Source organism: Bremerella sp. P1 (assembly GCF_028748185.1).
Classification (GTDB): domain Bacteria; phylum Planctomycetota; class Planctomycetia; order Pirellulales; family Pirellulaceae; genus Bremerella.
This window is the reverse complement of sequence record NZ_CP118164.1, coordinates 6,003,274-6,016,162: the sequence shown is the minus strand read 5'-3', so window position 1 is coordinate 6,016,162 and position 12,889 is coordinate 6,003,274. Positions and strand designations below refer to the sequence as shown.

7 protein-coding genes are annotated in these 12,889 nt (G+C 52.7%); 5 read left to right on the top strand and 2 right to left on the bottom strand.

The window, feature by feature from the left end:
• Positions 1-169: 169 nt before the first annotated feature.
• The 5 genes from PSR63_RS24500 to PSR63_RS24480 all read left to right on the top strand — a co-directional run bounded on the left by PSR63_RS24500 (position 170) and on the right by PSR63_RS24480 (position 7,996).
• A complete protein-coding gene (locus PSR63_RS24500) occupies positions 170-1,519 on the top strand; it encodes an outer membrane protein assembly factor BamB family protein (RefSeq protein ID WP_274328458.1) in 1,350 nt (449 codons plus the stop codon).
• 33 nt (positions 1,520-1,552) lie between these two features.
• On the top strand, positions 1,553-3,070 hold the full coding sequence (locus PSR63_RS24495; protein WP_274328456.1) for a hypothetical protein: 1,518 nt from the start codon (positions 1,553-1,555) through the stop codon (positions 3,068-3,070).
• 7 nt (positions 3,071-3,077) lie between these two features.
• A complete protein-coding gene (locus tag PSR63_RS24490) occupies positions 3,078-4,910 on the top strand; it encodes an arylsulfatase (protein ID WP_274328454.1) in 1,833 nt (610 codons plus the stop codon).
• 68 nt (positions 4,911-4,978) lie between these two features.
• Positions 4,979-6,484, top strand: coding sequence for an arylsulfatase (locus tag PSR63_RS24485; protein ID WP_443111066.1), 1,506 nt, complete (start codon positions 4,979-4,981; stop codon positions 6,482-6,484).
• A 96-nt stretch (positions 6,485-6,580) separates the two neighbouring features.
• A complete protein-coding gene (locus tag PSR63_RS24480; RefSeq protein ID WP_274328452.1) occupies positions 6,581-7,996 on the top strand; it encodes a sulfatase family protein in 1,416 nt (471 codons plus the stop codon).
• On the opposite strand, the gene PSR63_RS24475 is transcribed toward PSR63_RS24480, so the two are convergent.
• Together PSR63_RS24475 and PSR63_RS24470 are read right to left on the bottom strand one after the other, a co-directional pair.
• Positions 7,997-9,520, bottom strand: coding sequence for a DUF1501 domain-containing protein (locus PSR63_RS24475; RefSeq protein WP_443111065.1), 1,524 nt, complete (start codon positions 9,518-9,520; stop codon positions 7,997-7,999).
• A 16-nt stretch (positions 9,521-9,536) separates the two neighbouring features.
• Positions 9,537-12,875 carry a DUF1553 domain-containing protein gene (locus tag PSR63_RS24470; RefSeq protein WP_274328450.1) on the bottom strand — a complete coding sequence of 1,113 codons (3,339 nt, stop codon included), beginning with the start codon at positions 12,873-12,875 and terminating at the stop codon, positions 9,537-9,539.
• Positions 12,876-12,889 lie beyond the last annotated feature (14 nt).

The window sequence follows — 12,889 nt, the reverse complement described above, 5'->3', positions numbered from 1 at the left end:
TTGGCAGATCGAGGGCGACCCGCCAATTAAGTGGAGCGTCACCCGAAATGAAAACATTCGATGGCGAACGCCTATGCCAGAAGCAGGCATGAGCGGAGTGACTATCTGGGGGGATCGTGTTTTCGTGACAACCCATGTGCCTATTGGATCTCCCGAAGAAAGGAACTCGGTGAAGAATATTCTCGGGTTCTGTCTCGACGCCGACACAGGCGATGTGTTGTGGCAGGTCAAACTACCGGGAACGGCCTTTATTTCTCTTGCCGGTGGGTTCACAGACGGAACCGTTTTCGCACCCATTACCGATGGTGAGCACGTCTGGTTCTTCAACCGCTGTGGTTCAATGGGGTGTTACGACATGTCCGGCCAAGAGATATGGCTACGTGAATGGACACCAAGATTCAAACACAACAACCGGCAAGCCGAACCTTACTTAATTGGCAATACGATCCTGTACGTAGAAGTCGCCAACAAGCAGCAGGGTGCGAAGATCCAAAAATGGTTAGCTCCAGGACAACAGTCCCGTAACACAGCCGTACCTACCGGTGTTGACGAAAAAGAAGTATGGACCTACGTACATGGTATCGACAAGCGTACCGGCGAAGTGCTTTGGCGTGAGCAGGTCGGAACAGTCGTCCATAACACTCCCACAGTCGGCAAGACAGCGGATGGCAAGTGGGCAATCTCGCACGCACGGGGCGGTCCCCATCAACCACTCGAGAAGCCAACGGGACACAGTCTGACGAGTCTCGCACCGGGCGAAGAAGGCAAAACGCTCTGGAGCACTGAATTGAAAGGATATGACCCTTCATTCGCAAGCCACTGGAACCAGAATTGTGTTTTTGGTTTTCGCGGAGGCCAGCATATTGTGCTCGATGCCGCGTCCGGCAAACTGTTGCGTGAGCAGCCACTGTACACTGGCGCGACGCTCTGGAAATTCGATCCCACGAAGAATGTCTGGAGCAAGAAGACCGACATTACAGTCAAAGCCGGAAAAGGACATCCCAATACCAATCAGGCCAACATTGTCGTTGGCGACTGGCACTGGTTTCTCTCACACAACGTTCACTTTCTCGGTCGGATTCATGTCGAAACTGGCGTCGTTGAGTATCTCGAATTGCCTGCTCAGTTAATGGCCAGTCCTGTGTCTCGTGAAGCAGACGAATGGCTATGGGGTAAGGGCAATCCCAGCAATATGCCGGTCAACGCAGCTGGTTTTCCAGTTGGAGACAAAGGGCACCAAGGAACGGGATGGGGGCATATTTCTGCAGCTAGTCCGGTTTTAATCGGCAGGTACCTCTTGCTACCGGTAGTAACAGGTACGGTGTACGTCATCGACACCCACGCCGACGAACTCACCCCAGAAGCCCTGGTCGCCATCAATGACCTTGGTCCTGGCGGAGAAACCTGGACGCTGGCTACCGTAACCTACGCTAATCAAAGACTGTACGCCCATACCATGAAAGAAGTCATCTGCATTGAGGCAGACAGCCACCTTAAGCCGATCCCATCGAGACCCTAGTCATCTACTCCAATACACTCAAGACACGCAAATATGACATTCCCACGAAGTTTCAGCCGCCCCATCAGCTACCTGCCACTCTTAATCGTCTCAGCCTTTTTCGCCAGTAATCAATTACAGGCCGCCGACTGGAAAATCGATAGCGAGGCAGAGTGGAACCAGAATATTGCCAAGGCTCAAGGAGCCTCTGTCGCCGATGGAACGGTCTCCCCAAAGGAAAAGACCGCGACCATCACCACAAAAGTTCATGCTACTGACAAGAAACAATCTGCCAAAACCCTCACCCTGACCCAGTCACCGATCTGGCAAAACTGGAATCCGATAGACAATATCGGCCCGTCTAACCTGGGCGACGCGCCGGTTCTGCTGACAGTCGGTCCTAACAACTACTGGATGTTCGGGCGTTATGGTAAAGGGAAACAGAATACAAAGTTTCAGCCAGCGGAAGTTGCATTGGAAGGATATGACTACCCGGTGCAAACCACGCCCTACCCCAATCAGTACAACGCCCCAGGAGGACTAAAACCAGGTAAAGGTGGTTACCATGCCTGGCAGAGCCGGGACATGAAGACCTGGGTTCATCACGGTCCGGTCACTGAAGGTTTTTCCAAGTGGGTGACCAGTGCTGAGTGGGTCGATGGCAAGGCATTGATCTACTACGACTTCCCCAATGACCAAGACCCACACGTCTACGTCGATGAAGATCTCTTCGATGGCAAGCCTGGCAAGAACATGGGCATCGCCGTACGCGACCCCTCGCACGGTTCGGATGCCGGATTCATTCGCGATCTACAGGGAAATATGCATGTGATCATCGAAGATTGGAGCCCGATCAACGCCAGCAAACGTTCATGGGACTCTCCTCTAGCTGGCCATGCCGTCAGTGGCAATGGCATCACCGATTTCAAGTTCGGCAAGCCGCCTGTCGACATGCGGACGAAACCAACGGGAGAAATAGCCACCTACAAACATCCTCACTGGGCCAAGGAAGATCCGAAGAACTTCAAAACCAACATTGCCCAGTACAACGTTCACGAGCCTGAGCAGGAAGCCTTTGGTGACTGGGCAGCGATCTGCATTGGCGGTCAGTACTACCTCTTCGGCGACTACGATCCCGTGGGCGGGCATCAGATGAGCGTGGGCTGGTTTACCTCGCCCTCAATCGACCAACAGTTCACATGGTGCGACCATATCGGCAACGGCCACCCGGATCCGGATATTGCGTTCGCCGAGGGACAGTTCTACCTCGCCACACAGCAGAAGACCGATTTTGTCAGCCCGGGTCCGTGGGTCGAGACCGTTGAGGTCCGTGTCGGAGTCGATACCGACGACGATGGCAAGATCGATCAGTGGACCGGTTGGACCGAAGTCCAAGAGAAGTACGACTACACACCAGGCTTTTCGAAGCAAATCGCGAAAACGCCTGCGGAGCTAGACCTTTCGGGTTTGCCGGCCGGCTACGGGTTTCAAATCGAAATGCGTCTGACTGATTCAACCGAGAACAAGTCGAAGCCAATCATCGAAAGCATGACGGTGGCATTCGCCGAGTAGTTGCATCATGACGTTTCCAAAACTGCAAACATTGTCTCTTGTCCTTTTCGCATTTTTCAGCATCCAGACGTCATTTGCATTGGCGGCTGACAAGCCCAATGTCATTATCGTGATGACGGATGACCAGGGGTACGGCGATTTAGCGTGCCATGGGAACCCAATCCTCAAGACACCGAATCTTGACCAACTCAGTGCCGAGTCTGTTCGCTTCACGGATTTCCATGTCAGCCCCTTTTGCACGCCAACGCGTGCTGCCCTAATGACGGGCAATCACCCAGGTTACACTGGGGCATACCGGACTAGTTCCGGGCGTACGATGTTGCATCGCGATGAGAAGACGATCGCCAACCTGTTTGCTGATAATGGATACACCACCGGCATGATTGGTAAGTGGCATCTTGGAGACAACGCTCCGCATCGACCACAAGACCGGGGCTTTCAGGACGTGGTATGGCATCGCTGCGGCGGTATCGGGCAAGCCTCCGATTACTGGGGCAATGACTACTTCGATGACACCTACGAACGTAACGGCAAGTTCGAACAGTTCGAGGGATACTGCACCGACGTTTGGTTCCGAGAAGGAATTCGTTTTATCGAAGAGCATCAGGACAAACCTTTCCTGCTTTACCTTCCGACCAATGCCCCGCACGGACCCTACCGAGTCCCTGAAGAATGGGCGAGGCCATACGTCGGCAACAAAAACGTGCCCAACGCAAACTTCTACGGAATGATTGCGAATATCGACCACAACATTGGGTTATTGCGCGAGCGACTCAAGACTCTCGGGCTGGCCGACAACACGATCCTTATCTTTATGACCGACAATGGTACGGCAGCAGGTGGCAAGTTTCAGGGTTTGGATTCCGAGCCGCTGGTTGGTTACAACGCAGGAATGCGCGGCAAGAAGTCTTCCGTTTTTGAGGGTGGCCATCGTGTGCCGTTCTTCATTCACTGGCCCCAGGGTGGTCTTGGTGGTGGCAAGGAGATCGACACACTCGCGGCCCACATCGACGTTCTACCGACTCTTGCCGATCTGTGCGGTCTCTCAGTACCAGATGACTATAAACCTGACGGCGTCTCGTTGAAGCCATTGCTATACGACCCTACACCCAACTGGACACGAGATCATCACGTCATTCAATATCACGGCGGTGCGGGTGCGACGAGCCTACCTTCCAAACCGTGGGAGTACTCCGTCGTGTTGACCGAGCGGTGGCGACTGGTCAATTCCGATCAGCAAAGTTTATATGACATTCAGGCAGATCCCGCGCAAAAGCATGATCTCAGTGAAAAGCACCCCGAGGCCCTCGTCCAATTGCGTGATTATTATCTCCCGTTCTGGGATAAGGTTTCTCCGCGACTAACGCCCGTTCGCATCGACGTCGGCAACCCAACGGAAAACCCCACGGTTCTGTGCTCGCAAGACTGGTACATGCCAACCGGAAACCCTCCTTGGAACTTCGGTACGATCAAGAAGCTTCCAAAGATTACCGGGCCATGGATGCTGCAAGTACAGCAGGCGGGGCGATACCGAATTACGCTTCGCCAACTCCCCAAAGAAGCCGATACCATTGTCGTCGCAAAGAGCGCAAAGATCGAGATCGCCGGAAATACTTTGAGTGAGAATGTAGAAGCCGGCAGCAAAGGGGTCGTGTTTGATCTCGAACTTCCCGCTGGCCCTACCCAATTGGTGACGTACCTCTACGACCAAGATGGCAACGCAGGCGGAGCCTACTTCACCGAGGTGGAAGCCCTGGATCATCAAGTCCCTGAACGGCAACCAGCGTCCCAGGGCTTGAAACATACCGGCAAGGCGTCCCTGGAAGGAAACGCGAAGTGACCGCCAACAACAACAAATACCTTTTCAATCCTTAGACATCTCCTTCTACTCATCACGTTCTCATTGCTATGAATAGAATTCTTTCAGCCGTCCTATTCTCGCTTCTGCTTCCATTCACGACTTTTGGGGAAGCAGATTCAACACGGCCCAATATCATTATTGTTATGCCCGATGATCTCGCATACGGAGACTACGGCTGCCTTGGCAACCCTGTTCTGCAGACGCCTGCCGTCGATGGATTCATCAAGGAAAGTCTGCTGTTCACACAGTTTCACGTAAGCCCCACCTGCTCTCCCACGCGTGCCTCTCTGATGAGCGGTCGACACGAATTCAAGAACGGAGTTACCCATACGATCCTCGAGCGAGAGAGAATGAGCCTGGACACATTCACGCTTCCGCAGATGCTCAAAACCACTGGCTACTCCACAGGTATCTTTGGCAAGTGGCACCTTGGAGACGAGGAAGCCTATCGGCCTGAAAGTCGCGGATTTGACGAAGTCTACATTCACGGAGCCGGAGGTATTGGTCAGACATTTCCCGGTTCATGTGGTGACGCTCCCGGCAACAGCAACATCAACCCAACGCTGTGGCACAATGGCAAGTTCGAAAAAACCAAAGGTTATTGCACCGATCTCTTCTTCCAGCAGTCTTTCAAGTGGATTGATTCGCAGCGGAAAACTAAGCAGCCCTTCTTTGCTTACATTTCACTGAATGCTGCCCACGGTCCGCACGTCGTTCCGGACGAGTACTGCCAGAACTACCAAGGCAAGACGGGTATCAGCGATGGACTGGCCAAGTATCTCGGTATGGTCGAAAATATTGATACCAACTTTGGCAAGCTGTTGGCGAAGCTCAAAGATTGGGACCTCGAAGAGAATACCCTGCTGATCTATCTTGGCACTGACAATGGCGGCGGCATCAGCCGTAAACTTTTTGACTCGGGATTGCGAGGGGGCAAGAACTCACCGTATCAAGGAGGAACGCTCTCTCCCTGCTTTGTCCGCTGGCCAGCCGGTAACGTTCCAGCAGGTGAAACTTGCAATGCGTTGACTGCCCATGTCGATCTATTCCCAACGCTGATGGAGATAACGGGCGCCAAGACGACCCCCAAACTTGAGCATCAACTCGAAGGACGCAGCATGCTGACTCTCCTGACAGATCCAGCGGCCAAGTGGTCTGAACGCCTGCTTGTCCACCATACAGGCCGCTGGAAGATTGGTACGGTAGAGAAAGCTATGTACAGTAAGTCAGCTATTCAGAACTCGCGATTCACACTCGTCAACAATCAAGAGCTCTACGACCTGAAGACCGACCCAGGCGAAACCACCAATGTGATCGATGCCCACCCCGAAGTCGCGGCCACACTTCGTTCAGCGTATGATCAATGGTGGCAAGACGTGCAGCCACTGTTAGTCAACGAAGACGCTGTCGGTCCCGAGATCAATCCTTTTCAAAAGCTGTACTTCGAGCAATTCGGAGGAAGCCCTTCCCCACAAGATATCCAGAAGATGCGCCGGCATCTCATGTCTAGCGACGCTCTGCCTGCTTCGAACAATAAGCGTAAAGCTCGATAGACCTCTTCTGCAAATCTCAAACACTAAACGTTTCTGCCGCACATCTCTTCCCTTGATAAACTCCCGGACCATATGATGCGAAAAACACTTGCTCTAATGCTGCTGTTTATCTTGTCTCAGGCAGAACTTAAATCGGCCGAGCCAGCACGTCCCAATATTGTTTTCCTCTTCGCGGACGATCAATCGACCTATTCCGTTGGTTGCTATGGAAACAAGGACGTCAAAACGCCCAACATGGATCAGCTTGGTCGAGATGGGGTGATCTTCGACAAACACTACAATACCACCGCCATCTGCATGGCCAGTCGAGCTAGCGTTTTCACGGGCATGTATGAATATAAAACCGGGTGCAATTTCAGCCATGGGGATATGCATGAAGATGTATGGGCCAAGTCGTATCCTGTACTACTTAGAGAAGCTGGTTACCTCACGGCATTTGCAGGGAAGTTCGGAATCGTCGTGAAAGGTAAGGGACTCTGTGCTGAGGACTTCGATTTCTGGGGAGGCGGCCCTAGCCAGACCAATTACCAAACGTCGAAGAACAAGTCGATGCAGAAGTACGCCGCTCAGTACCCTCACTCGACCTTGTCCTACGCGGCGTTCGCCCAAGATGTCATTCGCGAATCGGTTGAACGGAAGAAGCCGTTCTGCCTATCGATCAGTTTTAAAGCTCCCCACAAACCGGCGACCCCAGACCCCCAATTCGATGACGTTTACGCAGGCAAGACATTCACAAAGCCGGCAAACTTTGGACGTGAATTCGGCGAGCATCTATCATTTCAAAGCAAGTCAGGGAGACAATATCCTCGGTTCACCGAATGGAATTACGACACCGATTACGACGGAGAAATGGCCAAGTACCACCAACAGGTCTACGGCATCGACGTGGCACTAGGCATGATCCTTGATGAACTAAAAGCCCAAGACATCGCAGACAATACGGTCGTTATTTACACGAGCGATAACGGCTATATTTGCGGTTCGCACGGTTACGGTTCGAAGGTTCTGCCCATGGAGGAGTCTTCCCGCGTGCCATTGATGATCTATGACCCGCGGAGCCCGCTTAATGGGAAACAAATGCGGTGTGATCGATTAACCGGAAATATTGACTTTGCCCCGACGATCCTTGAACTGGCCGGCGTACCAGTTCCCGCGAATATGGACGGAAAGAGTCTTTTGCCATTACTGCAAAATCCGCGGGTCGGAGGTCACGAGCAAATGGCCTTCATCAACGTGTTTGGCCCCCTGCCAACGCACAGCTTGAGTTGTCTAACGGCGCGATTCAAATACACATACTGGTGGTACGCTGACGACAAGATGAAGCCGGTGGAGGAATTATTCGATACCAAGAACGACCCGCTCGAACTCACCAACTTGGCCATTAGCACCGCTAGCCAAGAAGTTCTACAGGAAATGCGAAAGCGATACGATCAAGAACTGTCGAAGTGGAATCGTCAGGCCGTCGACTATAACGACTACCAACGGTATGGCAATCTTTTCCGTCGGAAATAACTACGCCAGGATGTCCTTGATCACATGGCCGTGTACGTCGGTTAAACGGCGTTCTAGGCCGTTGTGATAGAAGGTTAGTCGCTCGTGATCTAAACCCAACAGATGCAGAATCGTCGCGTGAAAATCGTGAACATCGACAACATTGTCAGCAGCCTTGTACCCAAATTCGTCACTGGCACCAAAAGTAAAAGGCGCTTTAACGCCCGCTCCCGCCAGCCAACAGGTGAATCCTTCCGGGTTATGGTCTCGCCCACTTGCTCCCTTCTGGAAGGTCGGCATTCGTCCAAACTCCGTACACCAGACAACTAGTGTGTTCTCCAACAAACCCCGCTGTTTCAAGTCCTTCAGAAGCGCCGCCGTTGGCTGATCGAGAACCGGCCCATGGACACTGTACTGCGACTCAAGCGATTTGTGCCCATCCCAATTGCTGACCCCTTCGCCGCCAGTCTGATAGGCACCGTTGAATAGTTGGACGAAGCGAACGCCTTGCTCAATCAAACGTCTCGAAAGAATGCAGTTCCGAGCATAGGCCGCCTTAAGCGTGTTTTGAGTATCATCCGCCCCATACATAAGTAGCGTTTCCGCAGACTCCGACGAGATATCGCTTACCTCCGGGACCGTCATTTGCATGCGAGCAGCCAACTCGTAGCTCGAGATTCGAGCGGCAAGTTCGCTATCTCCCGGAAACTGTTCTAAATGACGAGCATTCAGTTCATTCAGAAAGTCACGCGTAGCCGCATCCGATTTAGGGTCAATCCCTGTTGGTCGTCCCAAGTTACGAATAGGCTTATTCGCATTAAAGTCAGTTCCTTGGAACGCTGCCGGCAAGAAGCCTGGTCCCCAATTGTTGACCGAGGCCTGAGGCGTACCGCGAGGATCGGGGATCGCCACGTAAGCAGGAAGATTCTGATTGGCACTCCCCAGGGCATATGTCGTCCATGCGCCCATGCTTGGATAACCATCTAGCGTAAACCCCGTGGACATCAGGTTCTCGCCCGGACCATGCGTGTTCGTTTTCCCTTTAATGGAATGTAGGAAGCAAATATCGTCTGCCATGTCGCCAAGATGGGGCACCAGGTCGGAGATCATCTTGCCACACTCACCGCGAGGGCGGAACTTCCAAGGGCTCTTGGTTAGATTCCCTTGTTGCCCCTGGAACGTAACTAGCTCGTCCGCTCCAGGCATGGGCTGACCGTGCCGCTTGATCAATTCTGGCTTGTAGTCGAACGTATCAACTTGACTGCATGCGCCAGAACAGAAGATCACCAATACGTTCTTCGCAGCAGCCTGAGCATGCGGCGTCCGCGGGGCAAACGGTTTACCAGGATCGATTTGAGGCCGAATGGGAGCCTGACCGCCGACAGATCGCGCATTCTCCGCCAGTAGTTTGTCTTGGGCAAGCAGCATCGAGAACGCAATGCTCCCCAGGCCCGATACCGTATGGCCAAGAAAGTTCCGGCGATGCAACAGGTGACTCCCTAAGGGACGCTGCATGTTTTCGCTCGAGTTAACTTGAGTATTCATGATTTGAATCGCTTCGTTACTGCATGAATAGAAACTCATTGCTGTTGAGCAACGCTCGGCAAAAGGCTTCCAAGCCCTGCTTTTCAATGAACGCTTCGCAAGCCTTCACTTCCTCATGGCTTGGATCACGCGCATAACACAGTTGATACGCCCGAGTAATTTGAGGAGTTGTTGAATCTGATTCCGCACGCAATCGGTTGCTGAACAACACTGCTTGCTGCAACACAAACTCGCTGTTGAAAAGGTTTAATGCTTGCAGTGGTGTCGTCGAGCGAGACCGCTTTGCGACAGACGTTGCCGCATCGGGACAATCGAACAGGCCAAAAATGGCATCTTTTTCCATGCGGACCTTGGTCATATAGATCATTCGGCGCCAATCTTTCGGACCGAATTCTGTTTTTGGATGGTAGTGCCGGACATTCTCCGCTTCGACTTCAAAGGCACTGAAGCCTGGTCCGCCACTTGTCCGGTCTAAGACGCCCGAAACTGTCAGAATGGAATCACGAATAGGCTCTGCTTCAAGTCGGTGAGGTGGATATCGCCAAAGGAGTCTTGTTCCGGCATCTGCCTTCAAAGACGTGGGATCGGGACGGCTCGACTGCTGATAGGTAGCCGATTGTAGAATGAGCCGGTGGATATGTTTAAGCGACCATTGATTATCCATGAGTTCCATCGCAAGCCAGTCGAGTAATTCCGGATGCGTTGGAGGAACACCGGCTGCACCGAAATCACTCGGCGTATCCACTAACCCGGTCCCAAAGTGGAATTGCCAAATCCGGTTAACGATTACGCGGGCCGTCAATGGATTCTCGCGTGAGGCGATCCAATCGGCCAACTCTTTCCGGCGTTGTTTTTCGGGACTATCCGCGGCCAACTCTAAATCAGTAAACACGTCCGGAGCATTCGGCAGCACTTCTTCGCGCTTTGCCGTCGGTTCACCGCGATAAAGACGGTGCGTTGGACCAGGCTGTCGGTATCGGCCAGCGTAGGCTTTCGTAGGGGCGGTTATTGTTTTCAACTCTGCCGTGGCAAACTTCAACTTCTCGACCAGTGCCTTCGCAAATTCAGCATCCGCGGAAGACAGATGAGTGAACTGATACTGACGTGGCGTGTTTTCACTCGACATGGCTGTCGCAAGCCGATCGGAACTACTAGCTACCTCATTCCAGGCCTCGCCATCGTTCGAAAGCTCTACCCGATACTTTGTAGGAACCCGGTCCGCGTAGACGCCAGCTTGATCTCGCGACCATTCAACGCGTTCAACTTCAAACACTTTCGGCAACTCAATTTGAACCCAGCCCTTACCTTGGGTATCAGAAATCCAACTGTGGTTGTTTGAGTATTTTCCGTCATTGATGTGCTTCAATTGGTGGATCGGATATCCAGACAACGAACCGGACGCGCTCGGCTTGGAGCCTTCACTTGCCAGAGCGACGTTGCGTCCCTTAGAAAAGATGGCGAGCTCATCTAGGCAAGGCTGTGACCCAGAATTGGTTTCCTCAATCGTAAAGCGAACAAACTTCGTCGACTGGGGAGATATGTGCTCGACGTTGGCAGTTGCGGAGACAGCTTCTCGGAAGATCGGTTTGTCTGGCGTCGCTGATGAATCTGGTTGCACCTCTTCCAGTAGTAAGACATCCGCTGTCAATGCCGTACCGGTGGAGCCACCGACAAGCAAAATCTGATCGTCGGCATCCAACTTAGTAACCGACGCATGAAAGAATCCACTCCACATCGGCTCGCTCTTCAGTTGCACATCTCCATTGGCAAACTGCTGCTGGTTGACAATCGCCAAGACCTCCCAGTCGTTGCGTGTTTGTGGATCGCCGTCTCGGTCAACAACATATTGAGCGTCTTGGCAGTGCGTATCATAGCCACATCCCCAGGAAAGCCAGACGCGATAAGTACCTGCCGTTTGAGGATGCCAGGCAATTACGGGCTCACCGGGCTTATGCTTCCACCACGAATATTTGCCTCCGCTGACATTGGGTGATCTTTTCGCATCGCCAGGATCATTCGCCTGCCCGACTGCGGTGCCAGGTAGATTGATCCCTCTTGCGGTTACCGGTTTGAGCAACTTGACCTTCGTTCCGGCAATGTCAGGATCGTCATCGATCATAAGAAAGCGGCTACTATGAGAGTGCTTCACATAGGCAGAGAGTTCTTTCTCGATCCCGGCAACTTGCAGCTTCAATGCCTTAGCTCGCTCTATCCTTTCCTCTGATAATGGCAACTCCATATCACCATGCTGTACTCCTGCAAAGATGGCCTGCATGGAGTAATAGTCGCTTTGCGAAATTGGATCGAACTTGTGGTTATGACATCGGGCACAGCCAATGGTGAGACCAAGAAACGCCGTACCCGTCGTATTGATCATATCGTCCAGTTCATTCTGGCGTTGCATGAGCGTCAGGTTGATGTCGGGACTTTTCACCTGATCGAACGGGCCGGCGACAAGATACCCTAGACCAATCGGGCTATCGTAACTGTCGCCTGCAATCTGCTCGCGAATGAACTGGTCGTACGGCATGCCGCTGTTAAATGCCCGGATCACGTAGTCTCGGTATCGCCAGGCATTGGGGCGTTCGCGATTGGTCTCGAAGCCATGAGTCTCAGCAAATCTGACGAGATCAAGCCAGTGCGAAGCCCAACGCTCACCAAAATGAGGGCTTGCCAGAAGCTTTTCGATGAGTCGGTCGGTGGCCTCAGGGGATTCCTCATTAACGAATGCGTCGACATCCTCCGGCCGCGGTGGCAAACCGAGCAAATCCAAGGACAAACGACGAATGAGTGTGCGTCGGTCGGCTGGGCCACTGGGAGACAGACCTTTGTCAGAAAGCCGCTTCAAAATGAATTGATCGAGCGGGTTGTTTACCCAGTCGCTCTGCAAGTTGGGTACATCAATATGCGTCAGCTTTTGAAATGCCCAGTGATCTGTAGTTAGCTTCTTTTCTTCGACGACACCATTGGGGCCGGGCCATTTCGCGCCTTGGTCGATCCATGCCCGGAGAATCGATATTTCCTCTTTGGACAGTGCGTCATCCTCGTCCGGTGGCATTCTCAACTCAGGCTCAAGACCCGCTACTAGCCGAATCAGATGACTCTTCTCGCTGTTACCGACAATGATTCCAGGCTCACCGGAATCGCCACCGCGTAGCAGCGGCGTTTTCTTATCGAGTCGAAAGTTGCTTTCCTGGCCAAACTCGCCATGACAATCGTGGCACTTCGCTTCTAGAATCGGCAATACGTCCGACTCAAAGCTAGCTTGCTTGTCCGCTGGTGTAGGTAGGTCTTCTGCGGACAGAAACCCAGGAACAAGAAGCAAAATTCCGATTATCAGGCAGTAACGAATCATGCTCTTGCCTCGAA